A 20,403-nucleotide genomic window follows, 5' to 3' on the forward strand; every position below is an offset into this window, starting at 1 on the left:
CCATTAGATTTTTTCAATGGATTAACTAACCTCAGTGGCCCAGCTTAACGCATGAGGGGCGCCAAGGCGGCATCTAACTGTCCCCAACTGTGGCCATCAAGGGCTAACTGCTCGATGAGACTGGCCAAGCGCAACGCTTTGAGGGCCTGTTCCCCACCCACCGACGGGGGTTGACCGCCACGAACGCAGTTGACAAAGTGCTCCAGCTCCGCATGGAGAGGTTCAATGTTACTCGTATAGACCTTCTCAATTAGGCCGTCTTGGCGGTAAAGGACTTGGCCATGATCGGCACTGCAGGATGCGGTGGTTTTGCGGTGAATGAGAATCTCATTTTTGAGGAAATCCGCCTCTGTGAGGGAATTTTTGCAGTGGGCAGCAATGCGCCGTTGCTTGCGGTGGGTGACTTTACTGGCAGTGAGAGTGGCAATAATACCGTTGGCAAAGCCCAAGGTGGCCGTCACGTAGTCTAGATACCCGGAGTTAGCAGAGCGACTGCCGGCGGCCGTCAGGCGCACCACAGGTGAATTGGTGAGTTCCAATAACAGGTCAATGTCGTGGATCATTAAGTCAAGAACCACTGAGACATCATTGGCGCGATCGGAGTAGGGACTCATGCGATCCGCCTCAAGGGCAAGGATTTCCTCCGTGCGCAGGACTTTGCTCAGCTCTTGAAAGGCAGGGTTAAATCGCTCAATATGTCCGACTTGGAGAATGCATTGGCACTCCGCTGCCGCGTTAACAAGGGACTCTGCTTCGCTAATACTGGCGGCAATCGGTTTTTCCACCAAGACGTGAACCCCATGGCGCAGGCAGGTAATCCCCACCTCATGATGCAGACGGGTGGGCACGGCAATACAGACCGCCTCAACGTGGGGCAGTAAATCCACATAGTTTTCAAAGAATTTGACCCGATATTTGCTAGCAGTGTCAATGCCCCGCTCTAGATTGACATCAGAGATGCCCACAAGTTCGACATCCTTGAGTAAACTCAAAACACGGGTGTGGTGCTGACCCATGTTGCCAACACCGATGACGCCAATGCGCAGTGGTTCGGGCTGGGGACGGAAGGCAGAACTCATGTCTATTGATTTCACTCCTCTACGCAACCGGGGAAGGGTTTGGTGTTGGCGATCGCCCGCCGTAGGTAAAAACCCACAGAGTTCACAGAATGAACATTTTCAGAAAGATGCTACCACAGCATTACCAAATGTAAAGTTCTTGATAGACAGGTATGACGACGACACAAAAGGCCGTTGTGTTGCTCTCAGGGGGCTTAGACTCCAGCACCGTATTATTTCGTGCCAAGGCACTGGGGTATGCTTGCTATGCTCTCTCCTTTGACTATGGGCAGCGCCATCGGCGGGAATTGGAAGCAGCGATTGCCATTGCCACCGCTGCTGGGGTTGTTGAGCATCAAATCCTTCCCCTGAATTTGCGCCTATGGGGGGGATCGGCTCTGACAGACTTGAGCATTGACCTGCCCCGCGATCGCGATCTGGCCACCATGAGCCAAGAGATTCCCGTCACCTATGTCCCCGCCCGCAATACAATTTTCCTGAGTGTTGCCCTCGCCTATGCCGAAGCCCTAGGGGCACAAACCGTTCATATTGGCGTTAATGCCCTCGATTACTCTGGCTATCCCGACTGTCGCCCTGACTATATTGCCGCGATGCAGGAGGTCTATCGCCTCGGTACCAAACAGGGGCGTGAAGGCCAGCCGATTGAAATTGTCACCCCCCTCATTGAACTTCACAAAAAAGACATCATTCGCCTAGGTCATGGGTATGGTGTTCCTTGGGAAAAAACATGGTCTTGTTACAGCAATGGCGAACAGGCCTGTGGTTGCTGTGATGCCTGTCGGTTGCGTTTAGCGGCCTTTGCCGAACTAGGTTTAGTAGATCCCTTGCCCTACGCAGTTCACCCCCCGCTGTAGGTTCGGTAAATCCCCCTTTTGCTCATGGCAGGGGCGATCGCACTATAGGAAGAAGAGAGGGTTAAGCCCAATATGGGTGCTGTGCCCCGCATTGAAGTTAGCCTGCAAAGGGAGTTTTCGTCGCTATGGCAAAAGTTGTCGGAATTGATCTGGGGACCACCAACTCCTGTGTGGCCGTCATGGAAGGGGGCAAGCCCACGGTTATTGCCAATGCTGAAGGGTTTCGGACAACGCCCTCCGTTGTTGCCTACACCAAAAATGGCGATCGCCTCGTGGGTCAAATTGCCAAACGGCAAGCAGTGATGAACCCCGAAAATACCTTCTATTCTGTGAAGCGCTTTATTGGCCGTCGTTTCGACGAGGTGACCCACGAAGCCACCGAGGTCTCCTACAAAGTTTTGAACGTCAATGGCAACGTCAAACTGGATTGCCCCGCCCTTGGCAAACAGTTTGCCCCTGAGGAAATTTCTGCTCAAGTCCTGCGCAAACTCAAAGAGGACGCCAGTAAGTACCTGGGTGAAGAAGTCACCCAAGCAGTAATTACTGTGCCTGCCTACTTCAACGATTCTCAACGCCAAGCCACAAAAGATGCCGGTAAAATTGCCGGCCTAGAAGTGCTGCGGATCATTAACGAACCCACCGCTGCCTCCTTGGCCTATGGCCTAGATAAAAAAGCCAATGAAACTATCCTCGTCTTTGACCTTGGCGGTGGCACCTTTGACGTCTCCATCCTTGAAGTGGGCGATGGCGTTTTTGAAGTGCTGGCTACCTCCGGGGACACCCACCTGGGCGGTGACGACTTCGACAAGAAAATTGTGGACTATCTAGCTGAGTCCTTCCGTGCCCAAGAAGGCATTGACCTACGCAAAGACAGACAGGCACTGCAACGGCTCACAGAGGCAGCAGAAAAAGCCAAAATTGAACTCTCCAGCGTCATGCAAACGGAAATCAACCTGCCCTTCATCACCGCAACCCAGGATGGTCCTAAGCACCTCGACATGACGCTCACCCGCGCTAAATTTGAGGAACTCTGCTCTGACCTGATTGACCGTTGCCGTGTACCCGTCGAGCAAGCGCTCAAAGACGCCAAACTCACCAAGGATCAAATTGATGAAGTGGTGCTAGTGGGAGGTTCCACCCGCATTCCCGCCATCCAAGAGCTGGTCAAACGGCTATTGGGCAAAGACCCCAACCAGAGTGTCAACCCCGATGAGGTCGTGGCTGTGGGTGCTGCCATTCAAGCTGGGGTACTGGCAGGGGAAGTGAAAGACATTCTCCTCCTCGATGTCACACCGCTGTCGCTGGGCGTCGAGACCCTTGGGGGTGTGATGACGAAAATTATTCCCCGCAACACCACGATCCCCACGAAAAAATCCGAGGTCTTCTCCACCGCCGTTGATGGTCAAACCAATGTGGAAATCCACGTTCTCCAAGGAGAGCGGGAAATGGCCGCCGACAACAAGAGCCTCGGTACCTTCCGTTTGGATGGCATTCCGCCAGCACCGCGCGGCGTGCCGCAAATCGAAGTCACGTTTGATATTGATGCCAACGGTATCCTCAACGTGACCGCTCGTGACAAAGGCACCGGCAAACAGCAGTCCATTAGCATCACAGGCGCCTCAACGCTGCCCAAGGAAGAAGTGGAACGTATGGTGCGCGAAGCAGAAATGAATGCCGCCGCCGATAAAGCCAAACGCGAGAAAATCGAGACTAAGAACCAAGCGGAGCAACTCTGCTATCAAGCGGAGAAACAGTTGAATGAGTTGGGGGATAAAGTCTCCACCAGTGATAAAGACCGTCTCACTTCCCTCATTGCCAACCTGCGCTCGGAAATCGGCACCGAAGCGGAGAAGAAACCCATTGAGTCCATTGACTTTGGACGGGTGAAATCGCTGATGCAGGATCTGCAACAAGCCCTCTACAGTGTCGGCTCAAGTGTCTATCAAAGTGCTCAGTCCAGTGATGGAACTGGCGCCAGCAGCGGCGGTGGCAGTGGTAGTGGCGGTGATGACGAAGTGATTGACGCCGAGTTCTCGGAAACCAAATAGTCCCGCCTATTGACAACTTTCTGCCAGAACCAGACACCTCCTCCCCCTAGGTGAAGGCTTAGGGGGTTCTCTTTTCTTTTGGCACGGTATGCTCGGTGGTTTTTCGATGGGGGCTTCTTGTACTAGGAGGAAAATTCCGATAAAATAGAGTTTCTGTTCTTAATTTTTGTTGAATGCTGAGACCACCCCTACCATTGAGGTAAGCATGGCCAAACGCCGCAATCCCAAGAAAGAAAAAGCTCTTCGTAACCAAGCCTACGCTCGTAAGTTTCGCAAGCGTTCTTCGGGTCGCTACAGTCGCCGTCTAAATACGGAGAATCGCCCAGAAACGAAGACCACTGAGACCGTTGAGGAAATGACGGACGCCTAGAGGGCAGTTGGTGATTAAGCGGGCGTTGCCATGGCGAGAGTTTGGGGTTGCGTTTTTAACCGTTTTTTGGCTGAATTCGCCGATAAAACTCAAATTGCTGTATTTTTCATGGCTGCCAGCGCCGCCTCCCCTTGGTTGGTGTTTTTGGGGGCAGCTTTAGCCTTAGTGACCACTAGCTTGATTGGAGTATGGATTGGTCGCTGGCTATCCCAGTACCTCTCGGAGCAGCGATTACAAACGTTGACGGGCACTAGCCTGTTGGCGATCGCCCTCTGGCTATTGTGGGATATGTTACACCCAAGCCTTTGATCACTAGGAGAGCAGATCGCGATTCTAGGTGAGTTCCTTGAGTTGATAGTCACCCCCTGCTAAAGTGAAGGGGTTGCAGTGAGCCCGCTGACTCTCTTCGGCATTATCTAAGTTTGTGAACCCCTGCGGAGACTGTGGAGAATGCCATCTCAAGTCATTCAGCTGTGGTCATCGTTGATTAGTATTCTCGATACACCTTTGTTTCGCCTTGGGCGGGAGACTATTTCCCTGCGTTGGCTGTTTCAAGTGGTGCTGCTGCTCATTCTTGTTGCAATTTTAGCGCGCTTTTTCAAAGGGGTGCTGAAAAATCAGCTTTTACCGCGCCTTGGTCTGGATTTAGGCAACCGCGAGGCCATTTCCACTGTGATTAGTGGTGCTGGGGGAGCACTGGGCTACATTATTGTTTTGCAAGCGGTGGGAATTAATCTCGATTCCCTAGCGGTGATTATTGGCGGCTTGGGGGTGGGGATTGGTTTTGGTTTGCAGGATGTCACCCGCAATCTCATCAGTGGTCTGACCCTCTTGATTGAACGCAAGGTGCGTGTTGGCGACTTTGTGGAAATTGAAAACATCAGTGGCTACGTTCAGGAAGTCTCGATGCGCGCCACGGTGATTCAAACCTTTAACGGTTCAAATGTGGTAGTGCCCAATACCTACCTTGCTGATAGTCCGGTATTGAATTGGTACTATGAAACCCACCGCGGTCGCATTGATATTCCTATTGGGGTTGCCTATGGTACGGATCCAGTTTTAGTAACGGAGGTCTTGCTCAATATTGCGCATTCTGAGCCAGATATCCTCAAGGAGCCAGCGCCTCGGGTTATTTTCCGTGAATTTGGCGATTCGGCCCTTAAGTTTGAGCTTTGGGTATGGACGGAGACCATTGAGCGGCGAGTGTTCATCAAAAGCAGTCTCAATTTCAAGATTGATTACTACTTTCGGCAGCACAATATCTCGATTCCTTTCCCACAGCGAGATCTGTGGATTCGCAATGCACCAACGCTCTCTGTTACTTCTGAACCAGCCGAAACGGTAGGCATGCCCTTGGCACCAGCAACGCCCTCCTTAAGGTCGCTGCTTCGGCAGGTGAGCTATTTTCAATGCATGAATGATTTGCAATTACGCTTTCTCATTGAATCGGGCTACCGCAAGCACCTGAGAGCGAAGGAAATTTTGTTCCGTGCTCAGGAGCCGATCAGCAACTTCTACATCGTATTACAGGGGCAGATGGCAGCGGTCTATGAGGAGGATGGGGAACTGAAGCCGATGATGAGATTTAATCCCGGGGAGCACTTTGGCGAACTGCCCCTAATGCTGGGGGTGGCCTGCCCAACAACAATGATGGCAATGACGGATACGGTATTGTTTGTCCTGCCGCGGGAGGGATTTGAACAGTTGCTCAAGGAACATCCTTTCCTGGCTGAGGATATTGCGGTGGCGATCGCCCGCCGCCAGGATGTGCTGGCGCAACATCAACAGGAGCTTCAGGAACTGAGTCGCCAAGAGTCGGATCCAAGTCGGCCGATGAACTGGATTCGCGATCGCCTGCAAAAACTGCTGAGCTGGTAAATGGCTTCACGCGGTTGAGTCTAAGGTAAAGGCCTGTTCCAGGTAGCAATGGAGCCAATAGGCACCCCTGTGGTGTCGCACCAAGGCCACATCAAAGCGACAGGGGTGCTCCTGCCACTGGGGCTGAGACTCTAGGAATGCTTGGGCTGCCAAAATGAGTTTGCGTTGCTTGCTGGGGGAAATAGCGTCGAGGCCATCCCTATCCCAGTTGTAAGAACGGCGGGTTTTCACTTCGACAAAGAGCACCACTCCCTCCGGATCACAGGCAACAATATCCAGTTCACCCCAAGGGCAAGACCAGTTTTGAGCCAAAATTTGACACTGCTGAGTTTGTAGCCACGCCGCAACTACCGCCTCCCCACAATCACCCACGTGGCGCATAGGCCCTAGGCTTCGATGGGTTCGAGATTAAACAAGTCTTGGAGGGTTTGCATAGCGCGTTGACGACTCTCTAGGTCTCGCTGGGATTGCAGTTGCACTGTCGGATCATGGAGGATTTTGTTGATGATGGTGCGGGTCATAGCTTCAATGACCCCTTGGTGCTTGTCAGCAAACTCGCTACCCAAGCGAGAGAGGGCTTTTTCTAGTTCCTGGGTACGGATCGCTTCCATTTTTTGGCGCAGACTGCGGATTGTTGGAACCGTTTCCAGGGCGTGCCACCAAGCCAAAAATGTCTCTAATTCTTCCTCAAGGATGCCCTCAGCCTCTTGGGCTAACTGGCGTCGAGCCTCTTGGTTTTGTGCCACTACAGCTTCCAGATCATCCACATTAAAAAGTTCTACGCAGGCCAATTCCGTCACATTGGCATGGACATTGCGGGGCACAGAAATATCAATGATGGCAAGGGGGCGATCGCCTGTGAGTACGGAGCCTAGGTTCTCGCGATCCAGGAGGGGCTGGGTTGCTGCTGTACCCGTAAAGACCAAATCCATCGCTGCCACAATCGGCAGCAGATCTGTCATCGTAAAGAGTTCAAAGCGCACTTCGGGAAACTGCTGCGCCAGTTCCTGTGCCCGTTCCAAGGAGCGGTTGATAATGCTGATTTCCTTTACGCCCCGGGCAATCAGGTGTTGCACTACCAAGCGGGACATTTTACCGGCACCGACAACGGCAATTCGGCAGTTTTGTAGATTCTGCAGCCGCAGATCCGCCAGTTCCACCGCCGCTGAACTGATGGAGACTGCCCCAGTGCCAATACTGGTTTCTGTGCGTACCCGCTTCCCGGCAGCGATCGCCGCTGTAAAGAGGCGATTGAGAATCGAACCAATGGCCTTGTACTGTTGTCCTAACTGATGACAGCGTTTCACCTGGGAGAGAATTTGCCCCTCGCCAATGACCAAACTATCTAGACCCGAAGCCACCCGCATCAGGTGCATCACGGCATCCTGATGGAGCAGGATAAAGAGGTACGGGCGCAGTTGTGGCAGGGGAATGTGACTCCACTCACTGAGAAACTGATGCACTTCCCGCACGCCCACCTCAGTGTCACTGGTAACAATGTAAATTTCCAAGCGGTTACAGGTGCTGAGAATCGTGGCCTCCTGAATATGGGCGTAGCCGCGCAGATGTTGCAGTGCCCGCTCCCGCACATCCTCTGGCACACTCAATTTTTCGCGTACATCCACGGGGGCGGTTTTGTGACTCAAGCCAATAACAGCAATATTCATAGGAATCGGTTGATGTTCGGCTGCAACTCCATCAATTGTTGTATCAGGATTCTGGAGCCTTCTTCACGCTTGTTTGCAAGTCTTTACCAAAGGAGGGCAGTTGCTAAGGTACTAAGTTCTGTTAAGGGATTCAACAGTTCTGGTCTGTAGTCTGGTATTATTGAGAACAATAATCAATAAGCAATCAAAAAGCAGATATTAAATGCGAAAACCTTCACATTCATGGCCGTCCTACACCTATATTGCTGATCCCCATCTCGAAGGACAATGCTGGAGAGAACCGATGTCTAAGCTGATTTCCCTGGCAGAGGCTAAAGCTGGCGATCTCTACATGATTGCTCGGTTGACATGCCCTAACCCTCGAGAGCTTTTAGGAATGGGTCTAAAACCGGGAGTCATCATTACCATCCTGAAAAAAATAATCACGGTGCGGCGATGGTTGCTCTCAATGACCAGCGATTTTGCATTAACCACGCCTTAGCGCAACACATTTTGCTGGCAGCTGTCAAAGCGAGAGAGGTTCATCTACGTACTGCTCCCATTGGTGCCCGTCTACGCATTACCGGATATGCCCCTACTGCCCCTAGTTATAAACGTAAATTATTGGCAATGGGCTTGACCCCCGGCACTGAAATTGAGATTGTCCGCCATGCCCCCCTAGGTGATCCCACAGAGATTAAAGTGCGGGGTTTCCATTTGAGCCTACGTAAGGATGAGGCCGATGCACTGGAAGTTTCGCCCCTGTAACTAATGGAGTGTAGCATGACAGCAACTATTGCCTTGATTGGCAATCCTAACTGTGGTAAGACAACAATTTTCAATGGCCTTACAGGACTAAATCAGCGCGTTGGCAACTGGCCGGGAGTTACGGTTGAGCGCAAGCAGGGTTACTATCGCGATCAAGATCTAGTAGTAGAGGTGGTGGATTTGCCAGGCGTCTATGCCCTCGATGCTGAAGAGGGCACTGGAGTTGACGAGCAAATTGCCCGTAATTTCTTGCTAGAGGAGGCGTATGACTTAGTCGTAAACATCCTTGATGCTGCTAACCTGGAGCGTAATTTTTACCTGACCTCCCAGTTGCTAGACCGAGGCGTGCCGCTTATATTAGTGCTAAACATGATTGACAGAGCACAGGCTAATGGAATTAGTATTGATAGCCAAGTGCTCAGCCAGCGTTTAGGCATTCCGGTTCTTCCTTTTTGCGCCAAACAAAAGCTCTACTTTGATCAACTGCGGCAAGCAATTCGCCTAGCTCTTCAAGATCGGCCAATTGTCACTGTTAGGGCGCCTCAACTCCCTATCATTGAAGAGGCAATTGCTGATTTGCTGACTAAAGGTGCTAAGGATCGAGGACAAGCCTTGGCTTGGCTGCAATATCTAGAATCTGTCCCCAAGGAGGAGGTGCCCCACCTCCATCAATGGCGACGACGGATTCACCAAACCCTAGAAGAAGATATTGATCTTGTGATTGCCGACAGTCGCTATCACTGGATTCACCATCTAATGGCGGATGTTTTGAAACGGGGCGATCGCCCGGCCACAACAGTTTCGGATCGCATAGACCAAATTGTTCTCAACCGCTGGTTGGGGGTTCCCATCTTTTTGGGCGTCATGTACATGGTGTTTTTAATTTCAATCAACGTTGGCGGTGCCTTCATTGACTTCTTTGATATTGGGGTGGGAGCATTGGTTGTGGGCTGGCCAACCCAAGTTCTAGAAACCCTCCATGCCCCTGGTTGGTTAATTGGTCTGCTGGCAGAGGGAGTGGGTGGTGGCATCCAAACCACAGCAACATTTATTCCCCAGATTGGCCTGCTTTTTATTTTTCTTACCTTCCTTGAGGACAGCGGTTATTTGGCACGGGCAGCCTTTGTCATGGATCGACTGATGCGCTGGATGGGCTTGCCCGGCAAATCCTTTCTGCCAATGATAGTGTCCTTCGGCTGCAATATCCCCGGCATCATGGCTACTCGCACCCTTGAAAATCGGCTCGATCGCTTGATGACGATTCTCATGGTTCCTTTTATGTCCTGCGGTGCCCGCCTACCGGTCTATGCTCTGCTTGTTGCGGCTTTCTTCCCCCGCAATGGTCAAAATATTGTATTTTTGCTCTACCTGTCGGGAATTGTAGCAGCAATCTTTACCGGATTTGTGATGAAACGCACTCTCTTTCAAGGGGAAATTGCACCTTTTGTAATAGAGTTACCTCCCTACCATTTGCCTACGTTGAGGGGGGTGTTCCTTCGAGCTTGGGAACGGCTAAAAGCGTTTCTCGGCCGAGCCGGCAAGATGATTGTGACCCTTGTGGTCATTCTGGGGCTACTCAACTCTGTGGGCACCGATGGCAGTTTTGGCAAAAAGGATAGTACGCAGTCGATTTTAAGTGCCTTTAGCCGTCAAATTACGCCCGTATTTTCACCTATGGGAATCGAGCCAGACAACTGGCCGGCTACTGTGGGACTCTTTACGGGCGTGTTTGCCAAGGAAGTGATGGTGGGGACAATGGATGCTCTCTATACAGAACTAGCCCGGCAGGAGTCTCAGGAGGCTAGCGCTGGAGACGATGCGGCACCATTTTCAGTTTGGGAACAACTGAGGCAAGCAGTGCTGAGTGTTCCGGAAAATCTCAGCAAACTAGGGCAGCAGATGCTTGATCCTTTAGGGTTTCAGGTATTGCAAGGGGCGGATAATCCCAAAGCAGCGGCTGAAGTGCAGCAGGTGCACTACACCACATTTGGTCAGATGGTACAGCAGTTTGGTACACCAACAGCAGCGATCGCCTTCCTCCTATTTGTCTTGCTCTACTTTCCCTGTGTGTCAGCCACTGCTGCAGTCTATCGAGAAACCAATCTGGGCTGGACAATCTTTGTAGTCACTTGGACAACGGGCTTCGCCTACTGGGTTGCCACTGGTTACTATCAGATCATGACCTTTACTGCTCATCCTGTGTTTTCTGCACTGTGGTTAGTCAGCCTAGGAGTAGTGATGGCAATTGTGATCATGGCCTTGAAGTATTACGGCGATCGCCGGCACTTTTCCTCGCCACAGGAGGTGTAATCATGCTTTTGGAATTGCAGGACTATATTAAGAAGCGCCAAGTGGTTTCCATTGAGGAGTTGGTGAATCATTTTCGATCGCCACCGAGTCTCATTGAGCCTATGATTGAGCAGCTCATAGCCAAAGGGCGAGTCCAAAAAATCACCCCTAGCCACTGCAGCAGTTGCCAGCAGTGCGGCTCGCAGTCTCTTCAATTGTACGAGTGGAGAATGAACCATGTTATCTTCAGCAATGATCAATCGCCTAAATGAACAGATTAACCTTGAGATGTTCTCAGCCTACCTCTATTTGCAGATGAGCTCTTGGTGTGCTCACAAAGCCTTGGAAGGATGTGCTACTTTTCTTGGGCAACATGCCGATGAAGAAATGGCGCACATGCGGCGTCTCCTGAGCTATATGCACGAGACCGGTGCCCTAGCAATTTTGAAGGATATAGCAGCTCCTCCCCACAACTTTGCTTCTCTTAAGGAGATGTTTAACCAAGTCTATGAGCATGAACAGTTTGTCACTCGCAAAATAAACGAGCTAGTGCATTTAGCCAATAGCGAACCTGACTATTCAACACTGCAGTTTTTGCAGTGGTATGTTGCTGAACAACACCAAGAAGAATTTTTATTCAAAAGTATCCTCGATAAGATTGAACTCATTGGCACAGAAGGGCAAGGACTATTTTTTATTGACCAAGAAATTGGCAAACTTACCTCAACCAGAAACAGCAAGACACTGCCCAGCATAGGCTAAGCGCCACCCCTTGTCCAGGGGTTGAATGTTACCCCAGAAGATTTAAGGGGATCTAGGGATAAGTTATTGGCCCATCAGTGCTATAACGACACGATAAAAAGACAACTACGCCAACATCTCAGAGTAGAAACAGTTAGGAGATGCTTGGTAAACCTGGGTAATGGTGGCGGCCAGTCGTTGCATGCCAAGGGCAATTTCCTCATTACTGGCGGTGAGACTAATGCGTAAGCACTCCTGTTTGTGGCGCCACGGCTCCGTTAAGCCGGGGAAAAAGGAACTGCCGGGAACAACAATCACACCTGCTCGTTTCAAGTGTTGATACAATTCCCAATCCGTCATGGGTAAATCCCGTAGCCACAACCACGCAAAAATCGCCCCTTCACCGCGATGCAAAAACCAAGGAATGTCGTTGGGTAAAGCACTGCGTAGGGCGTCTTCGAGAATTGTAAACTTGCGCTGATAGAAGGGGCGAATGACATTGACAGACACTTCGGCGAGGGCACCGTTGGCAATGGCTAAAGCGGCGATCGCCTGACCGTAGCGGGAGGCATGAATGCAGGCATTGGTTTGAAAAGCTTCAAGGACACTCAAAATCTCGCGATCCCCAATGGCAATCCCCACCCGTTCCCCCGGCAGCCCTGCTTTTGAAAGGCTGAGGCAGTGGACAATGTTCCCGCCAAAAACGGGCGCTAGTTCGGTAAAATTCAAACTGGGGTAGGGTGGCCCATAGGCAGCATCAATCAGCACCGGCACGCCATAGGGCACAGCCAAATCGGCAATTTGGCGCACCTCTAGGTCTGTGAGTACATTTCCCGTTGGATTGCAGGGACGGGAGAAGATTACACAGCCCGTGGTGTCGTCAATGTGCAGTTGTTGAAAGTCTGGACGATACTTAAAGGTGTGATCCGCTTCAAAAACCTCAAGGCGCGGACGATAGGCAACAACGGTATTGGGGGTAAGGCTGACGCCACCGTAGCCTGTGTATTCGGGACTTAAAGGAAGAACGACTTTCTTTAATTGACCGTTGGCGCTCAAGCCCCCAAAGGCATTGGCAGCAAAGAAGTAGAGGGCCTGACTGCCGGGGGTGACAAGGACGTTGCGCTCCGTCAGGTTCAAACCATAGCGGCGATTAAAATCATCGACAACAGCAGCAATCAACGGTTCATACCCTTGGCTGGCACCATAGCGGCAGACCACTTGGCCAAATTCTGGGCTGGCCATCAGTTCGTGGGTACAGTCACGCCACAGTTGCTCGACCTCAGGGAGAATGAGGGGGTTGCCTGCACTCAGGTTAATGAGGTCTTGGCCGCGATTCAGGCGCAGCGTCTCGATAATATCCTTCATGATTGCCCGGACTCCCGTCAGTTGGGACATTTGCTGGCCAATCTGGGAGAGTGCAGGATTCATAGGCAAAGGACATAGACAGTATTGGTTAGGATAGCATCTGCGCTTCTATTCAGGGACAGATAGAACCAATAGACACGGTCAATGCTGCTCTGCGGTAGGTCACTGTAACATAACGTTAGAATAGGTCAAGAACTGTAAGGGATTCATGGCAGCCTTTATCCCCTTCGTCGGCAAAGCTTCATCCCCGGGGCGATCGCTCGTGATTGGGGTGATTGCCGCGGGCCTAGTGGGCGGTGCTGGACTACTTCTCTGGCGATCGCGCCAAACGCCCCTTGACCTAGATCGCTACACCGTTTCCGTTCAAGACAGTCGCGATTTAGTTGCTCGCATTGCGGCCACGGGCAAAGTAGTGCCTGTGCAAACTGTCAATATCAGTCCAAAGCGAGCGGGTCTTTTGGCAGAACTGTACGTCGAACAGGGGGATCGGGTGAAAGCGGGTCAAATCATTGCCCGTATGGACAACCGCGATGAACAAGCGCAACTCGCCCAAGCCCAAGCCAACCTAGCGGACGCCATTGCCCGTCGCGATCGCATCGTTGCCGGGAACCGGGCTGAGGAAATTGCCCAAGCCGCAGCCCAAGTGCGAGCCGCCACCACCCGCGCTCAATTGGCAGAAGAACGCCTGAAACGCAATGAATTCTTGGCGGCGGAGGGGGCGATTCCCCGCGATACCTTGGATGAACTAAGAGCGAATCGCGATAGTGCGATCGCCAACCTCAATGAAGCCCAAAAGCGTTTGCAACTCTTACAGCGTGGCTCCCGCAGTGAAGACATCCGTCAAGCAGAAGCCGCAGTGGCTGCTGCCCAAGCCCAAGTCCAAGCCGCCCGTGCTGCCCTCGAAGATACCGTGATTCGTGCTCCTTTTACGGGGATCATTACCCAAAAGTACGCCAGTCCAGGAGCCTTTGTAACCCCCACCACTACAGCCTCGGCAACAACCTCTGCCACTTCCACCTCCATTGTGGCGATCGCTGAGGGGTTAGAAATTCTTGCCGAAGTACCAGAAGTGGATATTGGCCAAGTGCTCGTGGGGCAACCCGTTGAAATCCGTGCCGATGCCTATCCAGGGGAAACCTTTCAAGGGCGGGTGCGGCTAGTAGCTCCCGAGGCAGTGGTGGAGCAAAATGTCACCTTCTTTCAGGTGCGGGTTTCCTTGGTGACAGGGCTAGAAAAGCTGCGTTCTGGGATGAATGTGGACTTAGATTTTCTGGGGCAAAAAATTAACAACGCTCTCTTGGTACCCACAGTGGCTATTGCCGTTGAACGGGGCCAAACGGGTGTTTATGTGGTGGGTGCAGACAAACGACCAAAATTCCGCCCCGTCACCATTGGCAGTAGCTGGCAAGATCAAACCCAAATTATCCATGGTGTCAGTGTCGGTGAGCGCGTCTTTATTGACTTTCCTGAGCGGCTACGTCCGAAACAGGAGTAGCCTATGGCCTTCCACCATGTTTCAATTCGCACAGCCAATATCCAGCGGGCGATCGCCTTCTATGAATGCCTAGGCTTCACGATGGAGGTCCGCTTTACCACGGGCTATACCCTCGCCTGTTGGCTCAAGGGCTGGCACACCCGCCTTGAGCTTCTGCAAGTCCCTCAACCGAAGCCGGCGGCGGATTCCTTCCACGATGAGCACTACGTCGGCTACTACCATCTTTCCTTTGATCTCAGTGACCATCCTGACCCCCTTGAAACATGGCTCAATCAGGTGGGAGAAACCCTAAAGGCCCAGAGTTTACCCTTTCAGCTATTGCTGAAGCCAACTCAGCAAGTGATTGGTTCATCCCTTTATCACGTCGCCTTTATCCGCGATTGTGATGGCTTGCCCCTTGAATTTTTGCAGTGTCTGGGTTCCTGCTGAGGCCTAAGCGCCGATAAAATAAGGGGGCTGAGAGATTTTTGGGTCGTAGATAGGCATGCAACTGCAAACGGTTACTACAGCAATTCCCGACTGGTCGGGGGATTTACTGGCGATCGCTGTGTTTCAAACGGAAGGCACCCTCACCCTCACCGACCCCTACACGACCCTCGATCAACGCCTCAATGGCCTATTGCAGGAACTCATCAACGAAGGGGAATTTCAAGGTAAGTCTGGTACCTCCCTCCTGATGCGCCTATTACCCAACTTTCCCCTTAAAAAACTCCTGCTTGTTGGCCTTGGCAATCGCGAAGAATTTAACTTAGAAGCCCTCCGTCGCACTGGCGCCACCATTGCCCGCACTGCCCGCCGTGAACGCGCAAAAACCCTAGGCATAGCACTGCCCCATGAAACTTTAGAGGCGGCTGATGCCGCCCAAGCCGTTGCCGAAGGGGTTATCCTTGCCCTCCACAGTGATGTCCGCTTCAAGACTGACCCGGAAGCGCGCAAACTCTTACCCTATCCAGAAGTCGTGACCCTTTTAGGGCTAGGGGAACAAACTGCCGCCTTGACCCGGGCGCAGCGGATTTGCGATGGCGTGATTCTGGCGCGGGAACTGGTGAACGCCCCTGCCAATGAAGTGACTCCCGTCACCCTTGCAGAAACTGCTCAGCAACTGGCAGCCACCTATGGCCTGAGAGCCAAAATTTTGGAGCGCGATGAATGTGCTGCCCTTGGCATGGGTGCCTTTTTGGGCGTGGCCCAAGCCTCTGATTTGCCGCCAAAATTTATTCACCTTACCTACACTCCCCTCGGCAACGTACAGAAGAAAATTGCCCTCATTGGCAAGGGGTTAACGTTTGATTCCGGCGGCCTCAACCTCAAAACCCAAGGGGGCATTGAAACCATGAAAATGGACATGGGGGGAGCTGCAGCCGTTTTGGGAACGGCCAAGGTCATCGGTCAACTCAAACCCGCTGGCATTGAAGTCCACTTTATTATTGCTGCCACTGAAAACATGATTAGTGGCCGGGCGCTGCATCCGGGGGATATTCTCACCGCCTCCAACGGTAAAACCATCGAGGTCAACAACACCGATGCTGAAGGCCGCCTCACCCTTGCTGATGCCCTTGTCTATGCCGAAAAACTGGGCGTAGATGCGATTGTGGATTTAGCCACCCTGACAGGTGCCTGTATTGTTGCCCTGGGAGACAATATTGCCGGTCTTTGGAGCAATAACGCCGAATTAGCCCAGGCGCTGCAAAAGGCCAGCGATCGCTGCGGGGAAAAATTCTGGCAAATGCCCCTTGAAAATAAATACTTTGAGGCCATGAAGTCCCAAGTGGCTGACATGAAAAACACGGGCCCGCGCTCGGCAGGGTCAATTACTGCCGCCCTATTCCTTCAGCAATTTGTCGACCATACCCCTTGGGCACACCTTGACATTGCTGGACCAGTCTGGACGGAAAAAGAAGATGGCTACAACAATCCCTGTGGAACTGGCTACCCCGTGCGCACCCTGGTGGAGTGGCTATGCAGTCTCAGTGCCTAGGAACTAAATGCGATCGCCCCAACGGCTCATTGTTAAAGGTAGCCAAATTTTAGATCAGTGCGTTACCTTGACTGCTGAGCAGCAGCATTATCTATACCATGTGTTGCGTCTCAAAGGGGGAGATGAACTCTGGATTCTTGACGGTCAGGGTCAGCGGTGGCTTGGAGAACTCCAAGGGCACACCGTCAAGCTGTTACGCCCTGATTGCCGTGAGACGGAACTGTCCACTGAGATTATTCTCTGTCTGGCTCTACTCAAGGCAGCGAACTTTGAGCAGGTGTTGCAACAGGCAACGGAATTGGGAGTCAAGCACATTGTGCCCATTCAAACAGCGCGATCGCTCCTGCAACCCAGTATCAATAAATACCAGCGCTGGCAACGCATTCTCCAAGAGGCCGCCGAGCAAAGTGAGCGTCTTTATGTGCCTACCCTCAGTGAGCCCCTGTCGGTTGCCGAAATGGTCAGTCTCACCCCCAAGGGCTACATTGCAAGTTTAAGTGCCCCGCAACTCCTGTGGAATTGCTTGCCCCAGATGAATCTTTCTGGGCCCATTTATCTAGCGATCGGGCCAGAGGGCGGATGGACAGCCTCGGAACTAGAGCAGGTCTTAGTTGCTGGGTGGCAAGCATTTTCCTTGGGTCGGCGTACCCTGAGAGCCGTCACCGCCGCGATCGCCAGCCTGAGTGTGGTGAGCCATTATGCTGAGAGACACTGCGTCAGCCCACAACAGCATTGACAACACAACAGCCACCTCGATACACTAGAGTTTCGGTAAAATTAACGTAAGCCCCAATGCCCACCATCCAGCAACTGATCCGCCAAGAGCGGGAACTGTTGAAAAGAAAACAAAATCTCCTGCCCTCAAAGGCTGCCCTCAACGGCGTGGGGTATGCACACGGGTCTACACAACAACGCCCAAAAAGCCCAATTCTGCCCTGCGCAAAGTGGCACGGGTACGCCTGACCTCTGGCTTTGAGGTGACCGCTTACATTCCGGGAATTGGCCACAACTTACAGGAGCACTCCGTGGTCATGATTCGCGGCGGTCGTGTTAAAGATTTGCCCGGTGTGCGCTACCACATTATTCGTGGCACGCTGGATACTGCCGGTGTCAAAGATCGCAAGCAAGGTCGCTCCAAATATGGAGCCAAGCGTCCCAAGCCCGGTGAAGCTGCTGCTACCGGTAAGAAAAAATAATTTCCGTTCTCTTCCATCTTCTTGAGTCCATCCTTGAAACCTTAAACTTCACTAGAAAACAAAGCACCTATGTCTCGTCGCACTCGCGCTCAAAAACGGCCTACTGCCCCTGATCCGGTTTATAACAACGTGCTGGTGAATATGTTGATCCAGCGGGTCATGCGCAACGGCAAAAAATCCCTTGCCAGCCGCATTGTCTATGACGCAATGAAAACCGTCCAAGAGCGCACTGGTGAGGACGCCGTGCAAGTTTTTGAGCGTGCAGTAAAAAATGCAACGCCCTTAGTGGAGGTCAAAGCCCGTCGTGTGGGGGGTGCCACCTACCAAGTCCCGATGGAAGTTCGTCCCGATCGCGGGGTTTCCTTGGCCTTGCGCTGGTTAGTGCAATTTTCCCGCAAACGAGCCGGTCGGTCGATGTCAGCTAAGCTGGCCAATGAATTGATGGATGCTGCCAACGAAACAGGCAGCACCATCCGCAAACGGGAAGAAACCCACAAAATGGCAGAAGCCAACAAGGCCTTCGCCCACTATCGCTACTAAACCGTCACACGATCCAAGAGTTGGATACAATTACTTAAGAATTCTAACGTAATGCAACAAACAAGGAGGTAGCTGTGGCACGGACGACCCCGCTAGAGCGAGTGCGAAATATCGGGATTGCCGCTCACATTGATGCGGGCAAAACAACCACAACTGAACGTATTCTGTTCTATTCCGGTGTAGTGCACAAAATTGGTGAAGTGCACGAGGGTACCACGGTTACCGACTGGATGGAACAGGAGCGAGAGCGGGGCATCACCATTACAGCAGCCGCCATTAGTACCTCCTGGAAAGATCACCAAATCAACATTATTGACACCCCCGGCCACGTGGACTTCACGATTGAAGTGGAGCGCTCTATGCGCGTTCTCGATGGGGTGATTGCGGTATTCTGCTCCGTTGGTGGTGTGCAGCCCCAATCAGAAACCGTGTGGCGGCAAGCCGATCGCTACAGCGTCCCGCGCATCGTCTTTGTCAACAAGATGGATCGCACGGGGGCAAACTTCTACAAAGTCTATGACCAGATTCGCGATCGCCTGCGGGCGAATGCCGTGCCGATTCAGTTGCCCATTGGTGCCGAAGATCAGTTCAAGGGCATCGTTGATCTGGTGCGGATGCGCGCCAAAATCTACAAAGACGACCTTGGCAAGGAAATCGAAGACACTGAAATTCCTGCCGAAATGACTGAACTGGCGCAGGAGTATCGCACCAAGCTTATCGAGGCTGTTGCCGAAACCGACGACGCCCTCATGGAAAAATACTTTGAGGGGGAAGAGCTCACAGAAGAGGAAATCCGCGCCGCCCTACGCAAAGGGACGATCGCTGGCACCATTGTGCCCATGCTCTGCGGTTCCGCCTTCAAAAACAAAGGTGTGCAACTGCTCCTTGATGCCGTTGTAGATTATCTGCCCTCTCCCATTGATATTCCTGCTATTAAAGGTCACCTCCCCGACGGCACGGAAGTGGAGCGGGCTGCCGATGACGATCAACCCCTGGCAGCACTAGCTTTCAAGATTATGTCGGATCCCTATGGCCGCCTTACCTTCGTACGCGTTTATTCTGGCGTTCTGAAAAAAGGCAGCTATGTGCTCAATGCCACCAAAGGCAAGAAGGAACGCATTTCTCGTCTGATCGTGCTTAAGGCCGATGAACGGATCGAGGTAGATGAACTGCGAGCCGGCGATCTAGGAGCTGCCTTAGGTCTCAAAGAAACCTTCACAGGGGATACCCTCTGCGATGAAAGCTCGCCCGTGATTCTGGAGTCGCTGTACATTCCAGAGCCAGTCATTTCCGTGGCTGTGGAACCCAAAACTAAGCAGGACATGGAAAAACTCTCCAAAGCCCTGCAAGCCCTCTCTGAGGAAGACCCCACCTTCCGCGTCAGCGTTGATCCTGAAACAAACCAAACCGTGATTGCTGGAATGGGAGAGCTGCACCTCGAGATTCTTGTGGATCGGATGCAGCGGGAGTTCAAAGTGGAAGCCAATGTTGGCCAACCCCAAGTGGCCTACCGCGAAACCATTCGCAAGCCCGTCCGGGCCGAAGGCAAGTTTATCCGTCAAAGTGGCGGTAAAGGCCAGTATGGTCACGTTGTTATTGAAGTAGAACCGGCTGAACCCGGTACCGGGTTTGAATTTGTCTCCAAAATTGTTGGTGGTGTCGTACCCAAGGAGTACATTCCACCCGCTGAGCAGGGGATGAAGGAAGCCTGTGAATCGGGGATTTTGGCAGGGTACCCAGTGATTGACCTCAAAGTCACACTAGTGGATGGCTCCTACCACGAGGTTGACTCCTCAGAAATGGCCTTCAAAATTGCTGGCTCCATGGCCATTAAAGAGGCCGTGATGAAAGCCAATCCGGTACTGCTGGAGCCAATGATGAAGGTTGAGGTCGAGGTTCCAGAAGAATTCCTTGGGACAGTGATGGGAGACCTAATTGCCCGTCGCGGTCAAATCGAGGGACAAACCGTGGAAAATGGCATTGCCAAAGTGACGGCAAAAGTCCCTCTCGAACGGATGTTTGGTTATGCCACTGACATTCGCTCGAATACCCAAGGTCGGGGAATTTTCTCGATGGAATTTAGCCATTACGAGGAAGTCCCCCGTAATGTGGCTGAGGCGATCATTGCCAAAAATAAAGGGAACGCATAGTCTATA

At 52.2% G+C, this 20,403-nt stretch carries 19 protein-coding genes and 1 pseudogene; 16 read left to right on the forward strand and 4 right to left on the reverse strand.

Translation table 11 applies throughout. The features are described 5' to 3' along the window. Positions 1-44: 44 nt before the first annotated feature. On the reverse strand, positions 45-1,079 hold the full coding sequence (locus tag NK55_RS05420) for a Gfo/Idh/MocA family protein (RefSeq protein ID WP_024124778.1): 1,035 nt from the start codon (positions 1,077-1,079) through the stop codon (positions 45-47). A gap of 152 nt (positions 1,080-1,231) precedes the next feature. Here NK55_RS05420 and queC point away from each other — a divergent pair, with 152 nt between their 5' ends. The 5 genes from queC (at position 1,232) to NK55_RS05445 (ending at position 6,229) form a co-directional block, all read left to right on the forward strand. Further along, positions 1,232-1,933 carry a 7-cyano-7-deazaguanine synthase QueC gene (gene queC / locus NK55_RS05425; RefSeq protein WP_024124779.1) on the forward strand — a complete coding sequence of 234 codons (702 nt, stop codon included), beginning with the start codon at positions 1,232-1,234 and terminating at the stop codon, positions 1,931-1,933. Between the two features lie 125 nt (positions 1,934-2,058). Continuing rightward, positions 2,059-3,981, forward strand: coding sequence for a molecular chaperone DnaK (dnaK, locus tag NK55_RS05430; RefSeq protein ID WP_024124780.1), 1,923 nt, complete (start codon positions 2,059-2,061; stop codon positions 3,979-3,981). Between the two features lie 205 nt (positions 3,982-4,186). Then, a complete protein-coding gene (locus NK55_RS13670; protein WP_011057571.1) occupies positions 4,187-4,351 on the forward strand; it encodes a hypothetical protein in 165 nt (54 codons plus the stop codon). A 30-nt stretch (positions 4,352-4,381) separates the two neighbouring features. After that, positions 4,382-4,660, forward strand: a complete 279-nt coding sequence (locus NK55_RS05440; RefSeq protein ID WP_024124781.1) for a TMEM165/GDT1 family protein — start codon at positions 4,382-4,384, stop codon at positions 4,658-4,660. Positions 4,661-4,801: 141 nt separating this feature from the next. Then, the gene (locus NK55_RS05445) at positions 4,802-6,229 is read left to right on the forward strand and encodes a mechanosensitive ion channel domain-containing protein (protein WP_024124782.1); all 1,428 of its coding nucleotides are present in this window, start codon (positions 4,802-4,804) and stop codon (positions 6,227-6,229) included. A gap of 6 nt (positions 6,230-6,235) precedes the next feature. Here NK55_RS05445 and NK55_RS05450 read toward each other — a convergent pair whose 3' ends face one another. Beyond that, a complete protein-coding gene (locus NK55_RS05450) occupies positions 6,236-6,610 on the reverse strand; it encodes a YraN family protein (RefSeq protein ID WP_024124783.1) in 375 nt (124 codons plus the stop codon). A 5-nt stretch (positions 6,611-6,615) separates the two neighbouring features. Continuing rightward, the gene (locus NK55_RS05455) at positions 6,616-7,896 is read right to left on the reverse strand and encodes a glutamyl-tRNA reductase (protein WP_024124784.1); all 1,281 of its coding nucleotides are present in this window, start codon (positions 7,894-7,896) and stop codon (positions 6,616-6,618) included. Between the two features lie 435 nt (positions 7,897-8,331). On the opposite strand from NK55_RS05455, the gene NK55_RS13475 reads away from it, so the two are divergent. From NK55_RS13475 to ftnA, 4 genes are read left to right on the forward strand one after another with little or no spacing between them, the layout of a single operon-like run. Continuing rightward, positions 8,332-8,643: a FeoA family protein gene (locus NK55_RS13475; RefSeq protein WP_051372797.1), complete on the forward strand. Its 312-nt coding sequence runs from the start codon at positions 8,332-8,334 to the stop codon at positions 8,641-8,643. 15 nt (positions 8,644-8,658) lie between these two features. After that, entirely contained in the window at positions 8,659-10,953 is a 2,295-nt protein-coding gene (gene feoB / locus NK55_RS05465; RefSeq protein ID WP_024124785.1) for a Fe(2+) transporter permease subunit FeoB, read from the forward strand. 2 nt (positions 10,954-10,955) lie between these two features. Further along, on the forward strand, positions 10,956-11,204 hold the full coding sequence (locus tag NK55_RS14270; RefSeq protein WP_024124786.1) for a FeoC-like transcriptional regulator: 249 nt from the start codon (positions 10,956-10,958) through the stop codon (positions 11,202-11,204). After that, positions 11,170-11,694, forward strand: coding sequence for a non-heme ferritin (gene ftnA, locus NK55_RS05475; protein WP_024124787.1), 525 nt, complete (start codon positions 11,170-11,172; stop codon positions 11,692-11,694). Before NK55_RS14270 ends, ftnA begins: the two co-directional genes overlap by 35 nt. 105 nt (positions 11,695-11,799) lie before the next feature. Here ftnA and NK55_RS05480 read toward each other — a convergent pair whose 3' ends face one another. Beyond that, positions 11,800-13,101 (reverse strand): valine--pyruvate transaminase, encoded by a 1,302-nt coding sequence (locus NK55_RS05480; RefSeq protein WP_024124788.1) that lies wholly within the window; start codon positions 13,099-13,101, stop codon positions 11,800-11,802. Between the two features lie 145 nt (positions 13,102-13,246). Here NK55_RS05480 and NK55_RS05485 point away from each other — a divergent pair, with 145 nt between their 5' ends. The 7 genes and pseudogenes from NK55_RS05485 (at position 13,247) to fusA (ending at position 20,397) form a co-directional block, all read left to right on the forward strand. After that, positions 13,247-14,533 carry an efflux RND transporter periplasmic adaptor subunit gene (locus NK55_RS05485; RefSeq protein ID WP_024124789.1) on the forward strand — a complete coding sequence of 429 codons (1,287 nt, stop codon included), beginning with the start codon at positions 13,247-13,249 and terminating at the stop codon, positions 14,531-14,533. A 3-nt stretch (positions 14,534-14,536) separates the two neighbouring features. After that, the gene (locus NK55_RS05490) at positions 14,537-14,962 is read left to right on the forward strand and encodes a VOC family protein (protein ID WP_024124790.1); all 426 of its coding nucleotides are present in this window, start codon (positions 14,537-14,539) and stop codon (positions 14,960-14,962) included. Positions 14,963-15,017: 55 nt separating this feature from the next. Beyond that, positions 15,018-16,511, forward strand: a complete 1,494-nt coding sequence (locus tag NK55_RS05495; RefSeq protein ID WP_024124791.1) for a leucyl aminopeptidase — start codon at positions 15,018-15,020, stop codon at positions 16,509-16,511. Positions 16,512-16,518: 7 nt separating this feature from the next. After that, positions 16,519-17,247: a 16S rRNA (uracil(1498)-N(3))-methyltransferase gene (locus NK55_RS05500; RefSeq protein WP_041429090.1), complete on the forward strand. Its 729-nt coding sequence runs from the start codon at positions 16,519-16,521 to the stop codon at positions 17,245-17,247. 56 nt (positions 17,248-17,303) lie between these two features. Beyond that, positions 17,304-17,707, forward strand: a pseudogene (rpsL, locus tag NK55_RS05505) (30S ribosomal protein S12). Between the two features lie 69 nt (positions 17,708-17,776). Beyond that, positions 17,777-18,247 (forward strand): 30S ribosomal protein S7, encoded by a 471-nt coding sequence (gene rpsG / locus NK55_RS05510; RefSeq protein ID WP_024124792.1) that lies wholly within the window; start codon positions 17,777-17,779, stop codon positions 18,245-18,247. A gap of 74 nt (positions 18,248-18,321) precedes the next feature. Further along, positions 18,322-20,397 (forward strand): elongation factor G, encoded by a 2,076-nt coding sequence (gene fusA / locus NK55_RS05515; RefSeq protein ID WP_024124793.1) that lies wholly within the window; start codon positions 18,322-18,324, stop codon positions 20,395-20,397. Positions 20,398-20,403: the final 6 nt, after the last annotated feature.

The organism is Thermosynechococcus sp. NK55a, from assembly GCF_000505665.1.
Lineage (GTDB): Bacteria > Cyanobacteriota > Cyanobacteriia > Thermosynechococcales > Thermosynechococcaceae > Thermosynechococcus.

Coding starts and splice junctions, on each gene's coding strand:
- NK55_RS05455 (WP_024124784.1), bottom strand. CDS start 7,896: ATGAATATTGCTGTTATTGGCTTGAGTCACAAAACCGCCCCCGTGGAT.
- NK55_RS13670 (WP_011057571.1), top strand. CDS start 4,187: ATGGCCAAACGCCGCAATCCCAAGAAAGAAAAAGCTCTTCGTAACCAA.
- NK55_RS05485 (WP_024124789.1), top strand. CDS start 13,247: ATGGCAGCCTTTATCCCCTTCGTCGGCAAAGCTTCATCCCCGGGGCGA.
- dnaK (WP_024124780.1), top strand. CDS start 2,059: ATGGCAAAAGTTGTCGGAATTGATCTGGGGACCACCAACTCCTGTGTG.
- ftnA (WP_024124787.1), top strand. CDS start 11,170: ATGTTATCTTCAGCAATGATCAATCGCCTAAATGAACAGATTAACCTT.
- NK55_RS14270 (WP_024124786.1), top strand. CDS start 10,956: ATGCTTTTGGAATTGCAGGACTATATTAAGAAGCGCCAAGTGGTTTCC.
- queC (WP_024124779.1), top strand. CDS start 1,232: ATGACGACGACACAAAAGGCCGTTGTGTTGCTCTCAGGGGGCTTAGAC.
- NK55_RS05450 (WP_024124783.1), bottom strand. CDS start 6,610: ATGCGCCACGTGGGTGATTGTGGGGAGGCGGTAGTTGCGGCGTGGCTA.
- NK55_RS13475 (WP_051372797.1), top strand. CDS start 8,332: ATGGTTGCTCTCAATGACCAGCGATTTTGCATTAACCACGCCTTAGCG.
- NK55_RS05480 (WP_024124788.1), bottom strand. CDS start 13,101: ATGAATCCTGCACTCTCCCAGATTGGCCAGCAAATGTCCCAACTGACG.
- NK55_RS05420 (WP_024124778.1), bottom strand. CDS start 1,079: ATGAGTTCTGCCTTCCGTCCCCAGCCCGAACCACTGCGCATTGGCGTC.
- NK55_RS05445 (WP_024124782.1), top strand. CDS start 4,802: ATGCCATCTCAAGTCATTCAGCTGTGGTCATCGTTGATTAGTATTCTC.
- feoB (WP_024124785.1), top strand. CDS start 8,659: ATGACAGCAACTATTGCCTTGATTGGCAATCCTAACTGTGGTAAGACA.
- NK55_RS05490 (WP_024124790.1), top strand. CDS start 14,537: ATGGCCTTCCACCATGTTTCAATTCGCACAGCCAATATCCAGCGGGCG.
- NK55_RS05500 (WP_041429090.1), top strand. CDS start 16,519: ATGCGATCGCCCCAACGGCTCATTGTTAAAGGTAGCCAAATTTTAGAT.
- rpsG (WP_024124792.1), top strand. CDS start 17,777: ATGTCTCGTCGCACTCGCGCTCAAAAACGGCCTACTGCCCCTGATCCG.
- NK55_RS05495 (WP_024124791.1), top strand. CDS start 15,018: ATGCAACTGCAAACGGTTACTACAGCAATTCCCGACTGGTCGGGGGAT.
- NK55_RS05440 (WP_024124781.1), top strand. CDS start 4,382: ATGGCGAGAGTTTGGGGTTGCGTTTTTAACCGTTTTTTGGCTGAATTC.